Genomic DNA, 19,071 nt, shown 5'->3' with positions numbered 1-19,071 from the left:
TCAAATTTTTCAGCACAAGGTAGAAGATTATAAACGGCATAAAGATCAGGGAGTGTAAATAGATTGAGATAGCCCAGGGATTAGTCAAAAGAAGCTTCTGTATATAGTCTTCCTCTCCGGGAAGATTAACCATAAATAATAGTTACTACGGCCGCTGTGAATTTTGTTTCAATGGGAAATATCGGGTGTTAATAATCGCCATATTCACTTCACAGGGAACACCATCATCAAGGAAAACAGTCTCATTGAGCTGAATGACCGCATCCCCTGCCGCCAAGTTAAGCAGAGTCAGAGTTTGTGAATCCGTGACATTCACGGCCGTCAGATGCTGATCCCTGAGCTGCACTTTCTTACCGGTAACCTCTTCAATATAGGCATATTTTGAGACTTCCAGCTTGCTGAATTCCAGGCTATTAAATATATTCACCGGCAGATGAATATGTTCGAGAGCCACAGGAATATCATCGAAACACATCAGGCGTAAAATTTTATAAATCTGATCGCTATTTTTAATTCGGAGCGCCTGCGCAATATCGGCTGACGGGACCTTAATTATGCTAACCGAAATAATTTTCCTGACGCCTTTATGACCTTTTCGTTGCGCCTGAAAATCAAACGGTGAAAGCACATGGTATCGGTGCGCCTGACTGCTTATTTCCGTGGAACCCACAAAGATACCTGAACCCTTAACGCGGTAAATTCTCTGCTGCTCAACCAGAATACGAGTCGCTTCACGAACCGTCGCACGGGTAATACCGATATTTTTTGCGATGGATATTTCGGTATCCAGCTTTTCTCCGGGGCGAAGGCCATCATCCTTAATTTTATTGAGGATGTAATCAACAACCTCTTTTTGCTTTTCTGTGATGCCATCAACCATCGAATGTCTTCCTGTATGCGTGAAGGTGAAACGCCATCAATCCGTGTCAGTACAGTTCTGCCTGACATTGCCGGATAAGTACTACTGCGGCTACCTGAATATGTGACCAACTTATCAAATTGGCACGGATGTTAAGGCTGTTAAGCGATATTTTAACTTTACAGGTTGTGTCCGTACACGTCGAAGGACATCATCAGGATGACTAGACATCTTCAACATGTACAGATGTGATGACGAAGATGAAATATAACCTTATGCCCGCAGTCAGCAACAAAGTATTTCGTAACGCTATGAATAGTGGCTATTTTAATAATCTTATGGCCTTCATTATCCTGAGCTTCTGTGGCCTGCAGGCTCAGGTAAGAAGTGGTTAAAAGAGCGTTTTAATAAAACTGACTATACATACTCACGCATTTTGAGGGAATTAAAGCGATGTCACACCTGGCGAAGTGGTTAAACAACGAGAAAGTCCAGTACGTTGAACGCGTTGCGGACTGGCAGGAAGCGATAGCGATAGCCGGGCGTCCTATGCTCACTGAGGGCGCAATATCGCAGGATTATATTGATGCCATTATTCGACAGAAAGAGGAGATCGGTCCCTTCTTTGTTATCGCGCCGCAGATTGCCATGCCTCACGCGCGCCCTGAGGAAGGCGCACACAAACTGGGCTTGTCGATTGTGCTGCTGGGCACACCTGTGAATTTTGACTCTGAAGAGAACGATCCGGTAAAGGCGATTTTTATGTTTGCGGCACCGGACAGTAACAGCCATATCGAAATGATTTCCCAGCTGGCGGAAGTTCTGTCCGATGAAAACATCATGGCACGGCTCTTTAATGCGAGTAGCCAGGATGCGCTCATGACGATTTTATCAGGCGTCTGATACGCCGGTTAAAACGCAATTTTTAATCAACAGTTAAAGAGGTTTGATATGAAGATTATGGCAGTGTGTGGTTCAGGTCTGGGCAGCAGCTTTATGATGGAAATGAACATCAAAAAAGTGCTTAAAACAATCGGCGTTGAAGCGGAAGTTGAACATTCGGATCTTGGTTCTGTTACTCCTGACGTGGCGGATGTGTTTGTGATGGCAAAAGATATTGCCTACAGCGCAAACCTGCCGGAAAACAAAGTCATCATTATCAACAATATTATCGACCTGAAAGAAGTGGAGCAAAAAATACGCGAGTATTTTGAGAAAAACTGACGCTGATAATCAGATAAACGCCTTACCCTCGAGGTTAATATGTTTACTCAAAATCTTTTGCAGTTCGTCGTCGATGTACTGAAAGTGCCCTCAATCCTGGTCGGGCTGGTGGCATTTTTCGGACTGATAGCGCAGAAGAAGCCGTTTCCTGATGTGATTAAGGGCACGGTAAAAACCATTCTGGGCTTTCTGGTGCTGGCAGGTGGCGCGACCGTTCTGGTCGGTTCCCTGACGCCACTGGGCGACATTTTCAAGCATGCGTTTGATGTTCAGGGCATCATTCCAAATAACGAAGCGATGGTTTCTATCGCGCTGGCCAAATATGGTGCACCGACTACCATGATCATGGCCTTCGGCATGGTTGCTAACATCGTGGTCGCCCGATTCACCCGACTCAAATATATCTACCTTTCAGGACATGTGACGTTTTATATGGCCTGTATGATCGCGATTATTTTATCTGTCGCCGGTTTTGAAGGTCTTCAGCTTATTTATACCGGGTCACTGCTGTTGGGTATTCTGATGGCTACCTTCCCGGCTATCGCGCAGCCCTATATGCGTAAGATCATCGGGGGCGACCATGTCGCACTGGCGCATACCGGGACCATTGGTTATGTCTTATCAGGCTGGATCGGTTCTGTGGTTGGTAAGGGATCGAAATCCACCGAAGAGATGAACATGCCAAAAAACCTGAGTTTTTTGCGCGACAGTACAATCTCTATCTCGCTGACGATGATGATTATTTATTTAATCCTGTCGGTCTCCGCCGGTAAAGCGTATGTAGAGGCTAATTTCAGCAATGGTCAGAACTACCTGGTGTACTCCTTTATTCAGGCCATTACCTTTGCCGCTGGCGTCTTTATCATTCTGCAGGGCGTGCGTTTAATTCTGGCTGAAATTGTCCCGGCCTTTACCGGCTTTTCAGAAAAACTGGTGCCGGAAGCCAGACCCGCGCTCGATTGCCCGATTGTCTTCCCCTATGCGCCGAATGCGGTGCTGGTTGGCTTTATCTCCAGCTTTGTCGGTGGCCTGGTCGGACTGTTTATTCTGGGTCAGCTGCATTGGGTATTGATTCTGCCCGGTGTGGTTCCTCACTTCTTCTGCGGTGCGACAGCCGGCGTGTTTGGTAATGCGACTGGCGGCAAACGCGGAGCAATCGGTGGTGCCTTTGCGCATGGCCTGTTAATTACCTTCCTCCCTGTCGCCCTGTTGCCAGTACTCGGACAGATTGGACTGACCAATACCACTTTCTCGGATACAGACTTTGGCGTAACAGGCATCCTGCTCGGTAATATGGCGCACTTTATGGATAAGGGAACCATCACCCTGATTATCACCGGCATTTTTGGCCTGCTTGTGATTTATAACTTTATGGCCAAAAAGAAAGTCCCTGCTGAAACAAATGAAATGTAATCAGACGCTGTAATGCTAACCGGAAAAGGCCCTCCGCCTTTTCCGCTTTTTCATACCTGACCGGTTTGCCCGAATCACCGGTATTCCCACAGTGAATTACCGCAGCGCGCCCATCCTGATATCGGTTAATGTCAGTTCTCGCCCTTTGTTTTGCCAGTACGCTAGCGCACAACTCTACTGCCTCCCTCATTTCTGATTCGACCCGGTCGTAGTTTTCCTTAAAAAAAAGGACTATTCCGAACACAAAAAGTGATCTAAATCACACTTTCATCATTAGATATGCTAATAAATAAAATTTAACAATAAAACATTTGAATGATAATGATTAACATTTACACTCTCATCCGCATATAAAAAGCGTTAAACGCTGTCAAATCCACAAATAGTATGCGGTATTTTCAATTTTTAAGGTGAAAACACTAACCCACGTAATGGTGAGGGTTTTTATCTGGTTAGTTAGTTTTATGTTTACTGGAGTTGTTGGGCGGATTTCTAACGCTGCTGACGTTGTGTCGGCAGGGTCACTGGTATTCACGCACAGGAACTAAAAATGCTTTTACGCTCATCCACTCAGACGGCACTGGACCTCGCGCCAGCTTCCAATGCCAGCGGAGCCGAAACGGCTATTTTTAACGATCAGCAACTGACGGCCTGGTCGCAGCAGACTCAGGCGGTGCTGGCGCTGATGACGCGCACCGTTACTGACGTAGAAAAGCCTTTCAGCGGGATTCTGCCCCACGAACTGGCGGCGGAGTTCAGCGATGTCGATCTCGATCGTCCGCTGGGCAATAACGATGAAGCGCTGGCAGAGCTGAGTCAGCTCTATCTGCGTGACGCTGTCTGGTTCCACCATCCTAAATACCTTGCGCACCTGAACTGCCCGGTCGTACTGCCCTCTCTGATGGCCGAGCAGATTATGGCGGCGGTGAACAGCTCGGTTGATACCTGGGATCAGAGTGCCGGCGGCACGTTGATTGAACAGAAGGTGATCGACTGGACGCTGGGCCGTATTGGCCTGCCTGCCGGATCGGATGGGATCTTTACCAGCGGCGGCACCCAGTCCAACCTGATGGCGATGCTGCTGGCGCGTGACAGCTGGTGCGCGGAACATCATCCGGGGCATCTGATTAAGCACCGCGGCCTGCCGGAGACGGCATCTAAGTGGCGGGTCTTTACCTCGAAACTCAGCCACTTTAGTATTCAGAAATCGATGGCGATTCTGGGTCTGGGTTATGACGCGGTTATCGCCGTTGATCACGATGACCACTACCGTATGGATGCAAAATGCCTGGAAGAGGAGATCGTACGCTGCCGCAGTGAAGGACTGATCCCGATTGCCGTGGTCGCCACCAGCGGCACCACCGACTTTGGCAGCATCGATCCGCTGCCCGACATCGCCCGTCTCTGTAACGATTACGGTCTCTGGATGCACGTTGACGCCGCTTACGGCTGCGGCCTGCTGGTTTCTGAGAATCATCGCGCACGGCTGAACGGCATTGAGCGTGCTGACTCCGTCACTGTTGATTATCACAAATCGTTCTTCCAGACCGTCAGCTGCGGTGCCTTCTTTGTGCGCGACAGCCAAAACCTGAAGCATGTCACGCACCATGCAGATTACCTGAATCCACTCAGCGCTCAGCAGGAAGGCACGCCGAATCTTGTTAATAAAAGTATTCAGACCACACGCCGTTTTGACGCCCTGAAGATGTGGCTGACACTGCGCATAACGGGCCCCGCGGCGCTGGGTGACGCCTTCGATACGCTGATAGATCTGACCCAGGCCGCGCACCAGCTGCTAACTGCACACCCTGCCATTGAAGTGCTGCATGCGCCTGAGCTGACGACCCAGATTTTCCGCTACGTTCCTGGCAAACATGCCAGCGACGCGCAGATCGACGAGATCAACGCTGCCATCCGTAAAGCGCTGTTCCGTTCCGGTAATGCGGTGATTGCTGGCACCAAAGTCAACGGGCGTCAGTATCTGAAATTTACCCTGTTAAATCCCACCACGACCACGGCCGACATTGAAGATGTACTGAGCCTGATTGCGCACTATGGCCGCGAACAGGTTCGTGCTTCTGCACTGAGTGCGGCGAATCATGGAGAGATCTGAAATGAATAATCCCATTTATGACTTTATTGGCATCGGCATCGGCCCGTTCAACCTCAGCCTGGCCTGTCTGAGCGAGCCGGTTGAGGGACTGAATGGTCTGTTCCTGGATGAGAATCCGGGCTTTGACTGGCACACCGGCATGATGCTTGAAAATGCGCACCTGCAGACGCCGTTTATGGCCGACCTGGTGACGCTTGCCGATCCCACCAGCCCGTACAGTCTGCTCAACTATATGAAGGAAAAAGGAAAGTTATATTCTTTTTATATCCGTGAAGACTTCTTCCTGATGCGCAAAGAGTATAACCAGTACTGCCAGTGGGCCAGCTCAACACTCTCTAATTTGCGCTGGAACAGCCATGTCGAGTATGTCAGCTATGATGAGGCCGCCGGGATCTATCACCTTCAGGTGACCGACACCCGAAGTGGTGAAAAACAGCGCTATCAGGCGCGTCATCTGGTCCTCGGCACCGGGCCTAAAGCCTGGATGCCAGCGTGCAGCCAGCCGCATCGTCAACGCCTGACGCACTCCAGCCACTATCTGGCTAACAAAGCAGAACTGCAGCAGAAGCGGTCAATTACCGTACTGGGCAGCGGCCAGAGCGCCGCGGAAATTTACTACGACCTGCTGACTGATATTGACCGCTTTGGTTATCAGCTCAACTGGATCACCCGCGCGCCGCGTTTCTATCCGCTGGAATACACCAAGCTCACGCTGGAGATGACCTCACCAGAATGGGTCGACTATTTCCACGCCCTGCCCGCCACCACCCGTGACGAGCTGAATGCGCGCCATAAAAATCTCTATAAAGGCATCAACAGCAGCTTAATCAATGACATTTATGACCTGATGTATGTGAAACAGCTCGATGGCGATCTCAACGTCAACCTCTTCACCCACTCGGCGCTGACCGCGATGCGCTGGCTGCCTCAGGGCGAATTTGAGCTGACGCTGCATCAGGAGGAGCAGGATTGCACCTTCACCCGTCGTACTGAAGGACTGGTGATGGCGACCGGCTATCATTATCAGCCGCCGATGTTTTTAGAGGGCATTACCGCACGCCTGCGCTGGGACGACAAAGGCCGCTACGATGTGCAGCGCAACTACAGCATCGACCATCACAATCAGATCTTCGTGCAGAACGCCGAGCTGCATACCCATGGCTTTGTCACGCCGGATCTGGGTATGGCCTGCTACCGCAACTCTGTGCTGCTGCGTGAACTGACCGGACGCGAGGTCTACCCTATTGAGCGCCAGATCGCCTTCCAGACTTTCCCGGCTAAATCGGAGCACTGAGATGAAATCACAACCGCTGTTCAGTGCCGATCGCCCCGCAGGCACGTTCACCCTGAGACCCATGCTGGAGAACGATGCCCCCCTAATCTACAGCTGGGTCACCCGCGATTACGCCCGCTTCTGGGGCATGCAGCAGCAGAGCCTGGAGCAGGTCGCGGCGTTCTACCAGACGCTGACGGCAACGGATCCCCATGCAGCGCTGATTGGCTGCTGCAACGACCAGCCCGTCTGCCTGATTGAGTGCTATCGCGCAAGCGACGATGAGGTTGGCAAATGTTATCCGGCTGCGCCTGATGATTACGGGATGCACATTCTGATTGCCCCGGCCAGCAAGCCGATTAAAGCCTTCAGCTGGCAGGTCTTCACGCTGGTGATGGACTACATGTTCAGCCGACCCGAGGTGCGTCGCGTAGTGGTCGAGCCAGACGTACGCAATGAAAAAATTCACGTGCTGAATAAACGCGCCGGGTTCCGCTATCAGCACACCATCGACATGGGTCATAAAACCGCCTGGCTGGCCTTCTGCCAGCGGGAAGATTATCAACACGCGTTACAGCAGGAGTCGCAGACCATGAATACCCTCTCATCACTCACAGACGGCACGCATCTGACGGGCGACCACTGGGCGCAGGCAAATCGCATGCTGATCCGCAAAGCAATTGCTGAGTTCGCGCATGAAAAAATCATTGCGCCGCAGGAAACGGGCGGTGAAAGTTATCAGCTGGCGGTGCCGGGCGGTGAAGCAACTTACCATTTCCGGGCATCGCGGCTGGCACTGGATCACTGGGAGATCGACGCAAATTCCCTGCGCAAGCAGGAGAACGGTCACGAGCTGCCGCTGGACGCGCTGAAATTTATCGTGGAGTTCAACAGCGAAATCGGGATTTCGCAGGCGCTGCTGGCGACTTACATGGAAGAGATCAGCAGCACGCTTTGCAGCAGCGTTTATAAGCTGCAGAAGAACAATCCTGACAGCCAGGCGCTGGTCTCCGCCGATTTTCAGACGGTAGAGGCGGCGATGACCGAAGGCCATCCCTGCTTTGTTGCCAACAACGGACGTATTGGCTTCGATGCACAGGACTATCTGGCCTATGCGCCGGAAGCAGCCGCACCCGTACATCTTATCTGGGTCGCGGTCCACCGCCGCAACGCCCATTTCTCCAGCCTCAGCGAGCTGAGCTATGAGCAGCTGATGCGTGATGAGCTGGGCGACACGACCGTGGAACAGTTCAATGCGCAGCTGATAAAGAAAGGGCTGGCGGTAGAGGACTATATCCTGATGCCGGTGCATCCGTGGCAATGGCAGAACAAACTGCTGACCGTGTTTGCCGCAGACATCGCTAATCACGACATTGTCTGGCTCGGCACCGGCGACGACGCATATCAGGCGCAGCAGTCTATTCGTACGTTCTTTAACCGCAGCCAGCCCGCGAAGCGCTATGTAAAAACCGCCCTGTCGGTGCTGAATATGGGCTTTATGCGCGGGCTGTCGCCCTACTATATGGCAACGACACCTGCCATCAATGGCTGGCTGGAACAGCTGGTCGCGGGCGATGCCTGGCTTAAACGCTGTGATTTCCGTATCCTGCGTGAAGTTGCAGCGGTCGGCTATCATAACCGCTACTACGAGCAGGCGATCAAAGGCGACTCAGCCTATAAAAAGATGTTCGCGGCGCTGTGGCGCGATAATCCAGCCGCCAGCCTGCAACCGGGCCAGCGTCTGATGACCATGGCCTCTTTCCTGCACGTGGATCACCACCAGCAGCCACTGCTGCCCACGCTGATCGCAGACTCCGGCTTACCCGCAAAGCAGTGGATTGAACGCTATCTGACCTGCTATCTCAGCCCGCTGCTGCACTGCTTCTATCAGCATGATCTGGTGTTTATGCCGCACGGTGAAAACCTGATCATGCTGCTGGAGAACAATGTTCCGGTCAGCGCCTACATGAAGGATATCGGCGAAGAGATTGCCGTGATGAACCCTGACGCGGTGCTGCCGGAAGGTGTGCAGCGTCTGGCCGTCGAGGTGCCGGAAGAACTTAAGTTGCTCTCGATCTTCACCGATGTGTTTGACTGCATCTTCCGCTTTATCAGCGCGATTCTGGATCAGTCAAAGACACTGCCGGAAGACGATTTCTGGCAGGCAGTGGCTCAATGCGTCAAGGATTACCAGCAGGCGCATCCGGAGCATGCGACTAAGTTCGCGCGCTATGACATGTTCGCGCCCGAGTTTACCCGCTCCTGCCTGAACCGCCTGCAACTGGCGAATAACCAGCAGATGATCAACCTCTCCGATCCCGCCGAAAACCTTAAGTTTGCCGGTACACTGGTCAACCCGATTGCCCGCTGGCGCTAAGCGTTACACTGTCACTCAATAATTTTGCGGTCACCCTGGTGGCCGCTTTTTTTAATGGTTTTATTGCAGGAATCTTTAATGGCTTCTTTTCAACCGCTGGCAAAGCTGACCCGGCGACATCTGATCTTTCCGCTTTCTCTGGTGATGTTTGAGTTCGCCACCTATATCGCTCATGACATGATCCAGCCCGGCATGCTGCTGGTGACACAGGAATTTAAAGTCGGGCCAGAGTGGGTCTCCACCTCGCTCACTGCCTATCTGGCCGGTGGAATACTGCTACAGTGGCTGCTGGGTCCACTCTCGGATCGCATCGGGCGGCGTCCGGTGCTGCTCAGCGGCGTGGCCTTTTTTATGCTCTCCTGCATCGCGACTCACTGGGTACAGAGCATTGAGCAGTTTGTCCTGCTGCGGTTTCTGCAGGGGATCAGCCTCTGCTTTATCGGTGCGGTGGGTTACGCAGCGGTGCAGGAGGCGTTCACGGAGTCGCTCAGCATTAAAATCATGGCACTGATGGCCAACGTCGCCTTGCTGGCCCCGCTGGCCGGGCCGCTGGCGGGCGCGGCTTTTCTGACCGTGGGAGAATGGCGCACCCTGTTCTGGCTGATTGGTGCGGTAGCGGCGCTGGCGCTGGCGGGGCTATGGTATGCCATGCCTGAAACGGCGGCCGTTCGTCAGAAACCGCTGTCGATGCGGTCGATTATCAGCGGTTACGCAACGTTGCTGAAGGATCGTCAGGTAATGCGTGGTTCACTGGCTATCGGACTGGTCACCGTACCCTGCATCGCCTGGGTGGCGCTATCACCTGTGATTTTGATCCACGGTGCGCAACTCAGCCGCATCGACTATGCCCTGCTTCAGCTGCCGGTCTTTGCCGCGATGATTGCAGGCAACCTGACGCAGGGCCGCTTATCCAGCCGTCTGCCGATTGAACAGCCGGTAAGGCTTGGAGCCTGGCCAGTGGTCTGCGGACTGGCTATTGCGTCGGTCGCTACCCTGCTGGATCCGCAAAGCTATCTGTGGCTCACCGCTGGAATGAGTCTTTACGGCTTCGGCACCGGGCTGATTAATGCCGGACTGTATCGCATGACGCTGTTTTCCAGCAATGCCGGAAAAGGCAGCGTGGCGGCAATGCTGGGTATGGTAAGCATCCTGATTATTGCGCTGGGCATTGAAGCCGCCAAAACCGCGTATTTCAGCTTCGGCACCGGGGGCTTCAGCATGGTGAATCTGATCTGCGGTCTGCTGTGGCTGGGTCTGGTGAGTGCATTCCTGCGTGCCGGCCAGCGTAAATTATGTGCCGAATTGTAATGACACCCCTGCAGGTCGTTAAAAAAATATAAACCCGCGGAATGGCAGATGTTTATTTGCCATTCCGTACATTCAAAACATTGATACATTCCCACCCACTCCCGCATTTATTATTTTCAGATAAGCTTTGACCAAATCGTTACTTTATCTGTGTGTTACGTCATTCGATGATGATTCCGCCTGCTGAGGCAATTGATAACAAAGGAATTCACCATGACGACGTTAGTTTCCCTTAAACCGCGCGCTCAAAAGCTGGTTTTTACATTACTTGCCGGGACGCTCACTTTTAATACAATGGCCGCGCCGGTCAAAGGCGGCACGCTAATTTATCTGGAGCAGCAGGCACATACCAATCTCTATCCGCCAGCCGGAGGCTTTTACCCTAATGGCGGCATTCTCAATCAGATCACCGATAAATTAACCTGGCAGAATCCTGAAACATTACAGGTTGAACCCTGGATTGCGGAAAGCTGGACCACTAATGCCGATAAAACCGAATACACGTTTAAGTTACGTCCTGGCGTGACTTTTTCCGACGGCACGCCATTAGATGCCAACGCGGTGGCGAAAAACTTTGATACCTACGGGTTAGGAAATAAAGCGCTGCGCCTGCCGGTATCCGAAGTGATTAATAACTACGATCACAGCGACGTGATCGACCCGCTGACGGTGAAGTTTTATTTCAAAAAACCTTCTCCCGGATTTTTGCAGGGCACCGCTACCATTGGCTCCGGCCTGGTGTCGCTGAGTACCCTGGCGCGCAGTTTTGATCAGCTGGGCGATGCCCGGCATATCATTGGTTCCGGGCCATTTGTGGTCAGTGATGAGAAGCTCGGTCGTGAAGTGGATCTGGTGGCACGCAAAGATTACCAGTGGGGCCCGAAAAACATAAAGCAGCAGGGTCCGGCTAACCTCGATGGGATTAAAGTGATTGTCACGCCGGAAGACAGCGTGCGTATCGGTGCGTTGCTGGCGGGACAGGCGGGCCTGATCCGTCAGGTTCAGGCATACGATGAGAAACAGGCTAAGGATCAGAACTTCCCGGTTTATGCCGCGCCGACCCGGGGCGTCAACGACAGCCTGAGCTTCCGTCCCGACAATCCGCTGGTGAGTGATATCCGGGTACGTCAGGCGCTGCTGCACGCCACGAATGCGAAGCAGGTGGTTGAAACGCTCTTCTCTCCCAACTATCCGCAGGCAACCTCGGTCGTAGCGACCACCGCTGCGGGCTACGTCAATCTGGCGGACAAACTGACATTTGATCTGGTGAAAGCAAAGACATTGCTCGACCAGGCAGGCTGGAAACCCGGCGCAGATGGTATCCGTGAAAAAGCGGGCCAGCGACTGACTCTGACCGTTTATGAATCCCTGCCGCAGCCGCAGAACAAAGAGGTGCTGCAACTGGTCGCGCAGCAGTGGCGACAGGCGGGGGTTGCCCTCACCGTCAAAGCCGGTGATGCAGGCAGCAAAACGCTGGATAACCTGGATCCTCTGAAAACGCCGCTTAACGTCACGGAAGTTGGCCGCGCCGATCCCGACGTGATCAAAAGTAGTTTCTACCCGGCTAACCGCGACAATCTGCTGCAGAAAAGCGGCTCCAGCGACAAAGTAAAAAACTTCCGTGATGACAAACTCAATCAGCTGCTGGTGGACGTCTCCTCCGAAGTTGATCCGGCAAAACGCCTGCAGCTGACCGGTGATGTTCAGCGCTATCTGCTGGACCAGGCCTATGTGATTCCGATTTTTGAAGAGCCGCAGGTTTATGCGGGCGCGCCCTGGCTGAAAGGGGTCAGTTTTGAAGCGGTAGGCCGTCCGGCGCTGTATGGTGCCTGGCTGGAAAAACAGTAACCGGAGGTGAGGATGCGCCACTATCTGCTGCAACGCGCCGGTCTGGGACTGCTGGTATTGTGGGCTGCGTTTACCCTGTCATTTGTGCTGTTGCAGGTTCTGCCGGGTGATGCGGTGCTGATTAAGTTTCAGAATCCGGATCTCGGCCTGAGTCCCCAGCAGATTGCTGAGATGCGCCAGGCCTATGGTGCAGACAGCCCGCTGTGGCAACAGTATCTGCATACGCTGGCGGCGATGCTGCAGGGCGACTTCGGCTATTCGGTGCAGGCTGGCGTGCCGGTCAGTGAACTGCTGACCAGCAACCTGCCCGGCACGCTGCGACTGGCGCTGTGCGGATTCCTGCTGGCAACATTGCTGGCTTTCGTTTTGGCGACGCTCTCAAGGCTGCCCGCCCTGCGCTTCCTGCGTAATCTGCTGCAGTCCCTGCCCGCGCTGTTTATCTCCGTGCCGACCTTCTGGCTCGGCATCGCCCTGATTCAGCTCTTCTCATTCCAGCTGCGCTGGATCCCGGTCATCAATCCCTCGCCCTGGCAGGGACTGATTCTGCCCATTATCACCGTCGCGGTTCCGATCTCAGCGCCGCTGGCACAGATTCTGCTGCGCAGTATTGATGAGGTTTCCACACGGCCTTTCGTGGCGGTGGTGCGGGCCAAAGGTGCCAGCGAGCACTATGCCCTGTGGCGGCACATCCTGCGTAACGCCATGCTGCCGGTGCTTACCGTGGCGGGTTTGCTGCTCGGCGAACTGATTGCCGGCGCGCTGATTACCGAAACGGTGTTTGGTCTGGGGGGGCTGGGTCAGCTGACGCAGCTGGCGGTGAACAATCAGGATGTCGCAGTATTGCAGGCGGTGGTCATGATCTCCGCGTTGGGTTTTGTGGTGATCAACCTGCTTGTCGATCTGCTGATGCCGCTGTTTGATCCGCGCTTACAGCTCTTAAGAGGTGCAACATGAGTCTGGTTGATTACGCGGCCGCCCGGCAATCCGTCCCGTCCAGGCGTTACCGCTTCGCGCCGGGCCTGTGGCTGGCCACATTCGTGATGCTGCTGGCAGTGCTGGCGGCCCTCTTCCCGGCCATCTTTACCCAGTCCAACCCGCTTGAAGGGATCGCGGGCGCTCAGCGACTGGCGCCTCAGACCGGGCACTGGCTTGGCACCGACCAGCTTGGCCGCGATCTCTTTGCCCGCATTGTTTATGGCGCGTCCCAATCGCTTTCCGCTGCGGTCATGGCGGTAGCGATCGGATTGCTGGCCGGCACCGCACTGGGCGTGCTGGCGGGGGCCTCGGGCGGCAAAACTGAATCGACAGTGATGCGCGCCGTGGATGTATTACTGGCGATCCCCTCGCTGCTGCTTTCCCTGAGCGTGCTGATACTACTCGGCTTCGGCACCCTGAACGCCGCTCTGGCGGTGGGCATCGCCTCCATCGCCAGTTTTGCAAGACTGGCGCGCGCCGAAGTGGTGCGCATCCGTCACAGTGAATATATCGAGGCGGCATATGGCAGCGGCGGCCGCTTTTTCAGCGTGCTGTTACGCCACATTCTGCCCAATGCGCTGACGCCGGTGATCGCCTTTGCCGCCCTGCAGTTTGGTCAGGCGATTCTGGCGCTGTCGACCCTGAGCTTTCTCGGCTACGGCACGCCGCCGCCTGTCCCGGAATGGGGTCTGCTAATCGCTGAAGGGCGTAATTATCTGGCTACCGCCTGGTGGCTGACCACGTTTCCTGGTGTGGTGGTCGTGGCTGTCGTGCTCGCCGCAAACCGCATCAGTCAGCAACTTTCAGGAGGACGCCGATGAGCGCTCAGCCGTTACTCGCAGTCAACAACCTGACACTAAGTTATCGCCGCGGCAACCAATGGCTGCCGGTGGTGCATAACGTAAGCTTTAAACTGCACGCTGGTGAGATGGTGGCACTGGTCGGGGAATCCGGTTCCGGTAAAACCACCACGGCACAGGCCATTATGGGCCTGATGGCGGAAAACGGCCGCCGCGAAGCGGGTGAAATCCGGCTCAACGGCGTCGATATCAGCCAGTGGTCACAGAAGCGTTTCGACTCGCTGCGCGGTGCGCGCATCAGCCTGGTGCCGCAGGATCCTGGCAACTCACTGAATCCGGTTAAAACCATCGGCGAACAGGTGGAGGAGATCCTGCGCCTGCATCTGCGATTATCGGCAGCACAGCGCAAGCAGCGGGTCATTGATCTGCTGACCCGTGTCGGTCTCAGCCATCCGGAACAGCGGATTACGCAGTTTCCGCATCAGCTGTCAGGCGGCATGAAGCAGCGTGTTTTGATCGCTATCGCCCTCGCCCTGCAGCCGGAGATCATTATTGCGGATGAGCCGACCAGCGCGCTGGATGTCACGGTGCAGAAGCGTATTCTCGATCTGCTGGATGACCTGCGGCAGGAATCCAGTACCGCCGTGCTGTTTGTCACTCACGACCTCGCGCTGGCGGCGCAGCGTGCAGACCGCATCATTGTTTTTCGCCACGGTGAGATTCAGGAATCGGGTCGCACCGCCCAGGTCATCAGCGCGCCATCACATCCCTACACCCGCCAGTTACTGAACGATGCTGCGCCGGAGCGACCGGCCCGCGTTAAACCTGCGGCCGCCCGATTTTCTGCCCCGGCAATCCGGGCAACCGGCGTGATGAAGAGCTTTTCGCTCGGTAAACAGCAGCGATTACAGGCGCTGAACAACGTCAGTTTTCAGGTGGCACGCGGCACCACGCATGCGCTGGTCGGCGAATCCGGCAGCGGCAAAACGACGCTGGCACGTATCGTTCTGGGATTTGAAACCGTCGATAGTGGCGCAGTGACGCTGGACGGCATTATGGTGAATGGATTGCGCGGCGAAGCATTACGACAGCTGCGCCGTAAGATCCAGTTTGTCTATCAGAACCCGTTCTCCTCGCTCGATCCCCGCCAGACGCTCTATTCGATTATCGAAGAACCCCTGCGTAACTTTGACAAGCTGAACCGCAGCCAGCGCCGCGAACGCGTGGAAGCGATCACCTCGCGGGTGGCACTGCCACTTTCCCTGTTATCACGTCAGCCGCATGAACTTTCGGGCGGTCAGCGGCAGCGTGTAGCACTGGCGCGGGCGCTAATCTGCGAGCCTGAAATCCTGGTGCTGGACGAGGCGACATCGGCGCTGGATGTCACGGTGCAGGCACAAATTCTCGATCTGTTGCAGCAGCTTCAGGCCGAACTGGGGCTGACCTATCTGTTTATCACGCATGATCTGGCGACGGTGCGACAGATTGCCGACAGTGTCTCTGTATTAAAAGCAGGCGAAGCGGTGGAACAAGGTGACGTTGTCACGATATTCAGTACACCTCAGCATCCCTACACGCGCGAACTGATTGGTGCGATCCCTCCGCTCGTTCCGATAACGCACAAGGAGTCTGCATGAGCCGACGTCTCGGATTTTTTACCCGACTGCTGGATAACGTCCCGGCTAAACAGCGCTATCAGCTGGCCACTGAACAGATTCAGCATGCCGAGCGCTGTGGCTTTGATACGGCATGGATTGCTCAGCATCACTTTCATGAGGATGAGGGCGGACTGCCTTCGCCGCTGGTTTTTCTGGCGCACGCCGCCGCCCATACCCGCACCATACGGCTCGGCACTGCCATCATCACGCTGCCGATGGAAAATGCGCTACGGGTCGCAGAAGATGCCGCAGTACTGGATTTGCTGTCGGACGGACGGCTGGAAATCGGGCTGGGTTCGGGCGGCACACCGGACTCGTTTTTACCCTTTGGCCTGACGTTTGCCGAACGCGGCGCAGCATTTGCAGACAATCTGCATACGCTGCTCAGTGCCTGGCGCGGTGATTCGCTGGGTCATCCGGACAATCATCTCTGGCCCGCCGCGCCGCAGCTCGCCGGACGGGTGTGGATCGCCACCTTTTCGGTTGAGGGCGCAATCCGTGCCGGCCAGGGCGGACACGGTCTGATGCTATCACGGACCCAGCCACGGCCAGAAGGCCGGGCAGAACTTCCGCTCGATACGCTGCAGAATCCGCTGATTGATGCCTATCTCGCGGCACTTCCGGCGGGAATTGAGCCGCGTATTCTTGCCTCCCGCACTGCATTTGTCGCGGATTCAGACCACTTCGCACGTCAGATCGCTGAACCGGGCATTCGCAAGCAGGCTGCTCAGTACCGTGGCGAAATACGCGGGGAAAGCTTTGATGACCTGCTGGCACAGTTTGATGCCCATGTTGGCGGCATCGATCAGGTCGCGCGCTCGCTGGCGCAGGACAGCGTGCTGCCTCGCGTTACCGACATCTCATTCCAGGTGCATTCAGCAGAGCCTTCGCATGCCGATACGCTGCGCTCGATTGAGCTGATTGCCGGACATATTGCGCCCGCACTTAGTGTTGCTGGCGAACCAGACAGGAGAATTTCATGAGTCAACCTGACGATTTGATTGCCGCACTGGCGGATATCGATCCCGCTTCTGCACTGGCCCACGCGTGCCAGACACGTCACGCCGCGACGCTCCATGCCCAGGGCAGCTATAACGTGTTATTTGACCAGGGCGATGACGATTTTCCGTTAGCTGAGCGACGCCTTCTGGCCGCAAAGGTCGCAGGCTGGCATGCCCGGTCGGAGTTGCAGACGCACTATCAGCCGCAGCAGCCTGTGCCCGATAGTGATCGGATTAGCACCGCGCTGGATTTCGCGCATTGCCTCACCTTCGAGCCGGTTGCCGCTACACCTGCCCATCTGGAGACGCTGAAGCAGGCGGGCTGGAGTCCGCGTGGCATTGTTACCCTGGCGCAGCTGGTGGCGTTCGTCAGTTTTCAGAGCCGGTTAATCACAGGTCTGCGCAGCCTGCAGGGCCATGAAGCAGCGGTTGACGCTGCACCGGTCGTCGCCGGTCACTGGCATGCGGCACTGAAGACCGCCAGCGGCAAAACGGCGCTGACCGCGTTTACGCAGCAGGAACTCGGCTGGGAGCCGTGGCTGCCCGCCAGACCGCTGGCTGAATTCAGTGAGGAGGAGCAGGCGACACTGGCAAAATTTGGTCACACCGATTCCGACTATTTCCGTCTGCTGGGGCGTAACCTGCCGCTGCTGGAGCAGCGTACCCTGACCGACAAAGGCATTTTCTACACCGCTGGCGGGCTGCCGCGCGCCGAGCGTGAGCTGGCCGCCACGGTGGTCAGTAAGGTCAACGTCTGTATTTATTGCGCCTCGGTTCATGCGCGTAAAGCCAGCCAGCTTTCAAAGCAGGATGACGCAGTACAGAAGCTGCTGAATGTCGCGCCCGGCGCAGTATTATCCCACGGACACACTGTCCGCTGGCAGGCGATCATCGCCTTTTCGGCGGCGCTGTCGCTGACCCCTGCGCAACCTGCGCAGTCGCAGATCGCTGCACTGCGCGAGCAGGGGCTGGATACGCTTGACCTGCTCGACCTGATTCAGTCCACCGCCTTCTTTGCCTGGGCCAATCGCCTGATGCTGACGCTGGGCGAGCCTTTTCTGCCGGAATAACAGGGATAAACATGACATTGCCTTTAACTGAACAACTGGTGCAGTGGCGTCGCGAACTGCATCAGCATCCGGAACTTTCAAACCATGAGTTTGCCACAACTGGGCGTATTACCGGCTGGCTTGAACAGGCGGGTATCCGGCTGTTGCCGCTGGGACTGAAAACCGGCGTGGTGGCAGAAATCGGTCACGGCGAATCGCTGATTGCCCTGCGTGCGGATATTGATGCGTTGCCAATTGATGAAATCACCGATCGCCCGTGGCGATCGCAGGCGCCGGGCGTAATGCACGCCTGCGGTCACGACGTTCACAGCGCGGTTATGCTGGGCGTCGCTCTGCAGCTTAAACAGCAGGAAGCCACGCTGCCAGGCCGGGTGCGGATTCTGTTTCAGCCCGCCGAGGAGACGTTTAATGGCGCACGTCAGCTGATTGATGCCGGTGCGCTGGAAGGCGTACAGGTAATATTCGGCCTGCACAATGCGCCCGACCTGCCGCTCGGTACACTGCGTAGTCGGGCGGGCGCGTTTTATGCCAATGTCGATCGTTTTGTGATCCGTGTTGAAGGTAAAGGCGCGCATGCAGCACGACCGCAGGAGGGCATCGATTCGATCGTGATTGCCAGCCATATTGTGACCGCTTTACAGACGCTGCCGAGCCGGGTGTTCAGTTCGCTGGAGACGGTGGTGCTGAGCGTGACGCGCTTTACCGCCGGGAATACCTGGAACGTGTTACCGCAAAGCGTTGAGTTGGAAGGCACGGTGCGCACCCACAATGGTGAAATTCGGACGCAGATCCCACACCGTATCCGCTCGCTGATTCAGGGCATCGCCGCCGGATTTGGCGCGACCGCGGAGCTGGAATGGACCGAGGGGCCGCCTGCCCTGATTAACACACCAGGCTGGGTGGATGTGGCACTGGAAGTCGCACAACAGAGCGGCTATCTCGCGGAGCATGCTGAGTCACCGCAAATGGGCGGAGAAGATTTTGCCTTCTATCTGCAACAGGTGCCGGGCGCATTTGTCAGCATTGGCAGCGCCAGCGAATTTGGCCTGCATCACGCCGCGTTCGATCCGGATGAAGCACTGATCGGCCCGGCAGTAGAATACTTCACGCAGCTGGTACCGCGCGCGTTACAGATTGTGGCGGCGCAATGAC

At 55.4% G+C, this 19,071-nt stretch carries 15 protein-coding genes; 14 read left to right on the top strand and 1 reads right to left on the bottom strand.

Going from position 1 to position 19,071, the window contains the following annotated elements; genetic code table 11:
* Positions 1-145: 145 nt before the first annotated feature.
* Complete coding sequence (locus tag QSK07_RS13200; RefSeq protein ID WP_285721591.1) at positions 146-880, bottom strand: GntR family transcriptional regulator; 735 nt, start codon at positions 878-880, stop codon at positions 146-148.
* A gap of 432 nt (positions 881-1,312) precedes the next feature.
* On the opposite strand from QSK07_RS13200, the gene QSK07_RS13195 reads away from it, so the two are divergent.
* The 14 genes from QSK07_RS13195 to QSK07_RS13130 all read left to right on the top strand — a co-directional run bounded on the left by QSK07_RS13195 (position 1,313) and on the right by QSK07_RS13130 (position 19,070).
* Positions 1,313-1,762 (top strand): PTS sugar transporter subunit IIA, encoded by a 450-nt coding sequence (locus tag QSK07_RS13195; RefSeq protein ID WP_098050085.1) that lies wholly within the window; start codon positions 1,313-1,315, stop codon positions 1,760-1,762.
* 48 nt (positions 1,763-1,810) lie between these two features.
* Positions 1,811-2,083, top strand: coding sequence for a PTS sugar transporter subunit IIB (locus QSK07_RS13190; RefSeq protein ID WP_098050084.1), 273 nt, complete (start codon positions 1,811-1,813; stop codon positions 2,081-2,083).
* A 39-nt stretch (positions 2,084-2,122) separates the two neighbouring features.
* Positions 2,123-3,496 carry a PTS ascorbate transporter subunit IIC gene (gene ulaA, locus QSK07_RS13185; RefSeq protein WP_285721592.1) on the top strand — a complete coding sequence of 458 codons (1,374 nt, stop codon included), beginning with the start codon at positions 2,123-2,125 and terminating at the stop codon, positions 3,494-3,496.
* A gap of 550 nt (positions 3,497-4,046) precedes the next feature.
* Positions 4,047-5,609, top strand: a complete 1,563-nt coding sequence (locus tag QSK07_RS13180) for a pyridoxal phosphate-dependent decarboxylase family protein (protein ID WP_285721593.1) — start codon at positions 4,047-4,049, stop codon at positions 5,607-5,609.
* Between the two features lies 1 nt (position 5,610).
* On the top strand, positions 5,611-6,903 hold the full coding sequence (locus QSK07_RS13175) for a lysine N(6)-hydroxylase/L-ornithine N(5)-oxygenase family protein (protein WP_285721594.1): 1,293 nt from the start codon (positions 5,611-5,613) through the stop codon (positions 6,901-6,903).
* Position 6,904: 1 nt separating this feature from the next.
* On the top strand, positions 6,905-9,259 hold the full coding sequence (locus tag QSK07_RS13170; RefSeq protein ID WP_285721595.1) for a GNAT family N-acetyltransferase: 2,355 nt from the start codon (positions 6,905-6,907) through the stop codon (positions 9,257-9,259).
* A 78-nt stretch (positions 9,260-9,337) separates the two neighbouring features.
* Positions 9,338-10,567, top strand: a complete 1,230-nt coding sequence (locus tag QSK07_RS13165) for an MFS transporter (RefSeq protein WP_285721596.1) — start codon at positions 9,338-9,340, stop codon at positions 10,565-10,567.
* 213 nt (positions 10,568-10,780) lie between these two features.
* Positions 10,781-12,415: a TIGR04028 family ABC transporter substrate-binding protein gene (locus QSK07_RS13160; RefSeq protein WP_285721597.1), complete on the top strand. Its 1,635-nt coding sequence runs from the start codon at positions 10,781-10,783 to the stop codon at positions 12,413-12,415.
* A 12-nt stretch (positions 12,416-12,427) separates the two neighbouring features.
* Entirely contained in the window at positions 12,428-13,369 is a 942-nt protein-coding gene (locus QSK07_RS13155) for an ABC transporter permease (protein WP_285721598.1), read from the top strand.
* Positions 13,366-14,211, top strand: coding sequence for an ABC transporter permease (locus QSK07_RS13150; protein WP_098050076.1), 846 nt, complete (start codon positions 13,366-13,368; stop codon positions 14,209-14,211). The genes QSK07_RS13155 and QSK07_RS13150 overlap by 4 nt, the downstream gene beginning before the upstream one ends.
* A complete protein-coding gene (locus tag QSK07_RS13145; RefSeq protein WP_285721599.1) occupies positions 14,208-15,827 on the top strand; it encodes a dipeptide ABC transporter ATP-binding protein in 1,620 nt (539 codons plus the stop codon). The genes QSK07_RS13150 and QSK07_RS13145 overlap by 4 nt, the downstream gene beginning before the upstream one ends.
* Positions 15,824-16,831, top strand: coding sequence for a putative FMN-dependent luciferase-like monooxygenase (locus tag QSK07_RS13140; protein WP_285721600.1), 1,008 nt, complete (start codon positions 15,824-15,826; stop codon positions 16,829-16,831). The genes QSK07_RS13145 and QSK07_RS13140 overlap by 4 nt, the downstream gene beginning before the upstream one ends.
* Complete coding sequence (locus QSK07_RS13135; protein WP_285721601.1) at positions 16,828-17,919, top strand: alkylhydroperoxidase domain protein; 1,092 nt, start codon at positions 16,828-16,830, stop codon at positions 17,917-17,919. The genes QSK07_RS13140 and QSK07_RS13135 overlap by 4 nt, the downstream gene beginning before the upstream one ends.
* An 11-nt stretch (positions 17,920-17,930) precedes the next feature.
* Positions 17,931-19,070, top strand: a complete 1,140-nt coding sequence (locus QSK07_RS13130) for an amidohydrolase (RefSeq protein ID WP_285721602.1) — start codon at positions 17,931-17,933, stop codon at positions 19,068-19,070.
* Position 19,071 lies beyond the last annotated feature (1 nt).

This window comes from Pantoea sp. QMID4, assembly GCF_030270445.1.
Lineage (GTDB): Bacteria > Pseudomonadota > Gammaproteobacteria > Enterobacterales > Enterobacteriaceae > Pantoea > Pantoea vagans.
The sequence above is the reverse complement of the archived record's forward strand: the minus strand, read 5'-3'. Positions and strand labels throughout refer to the sequence as shown.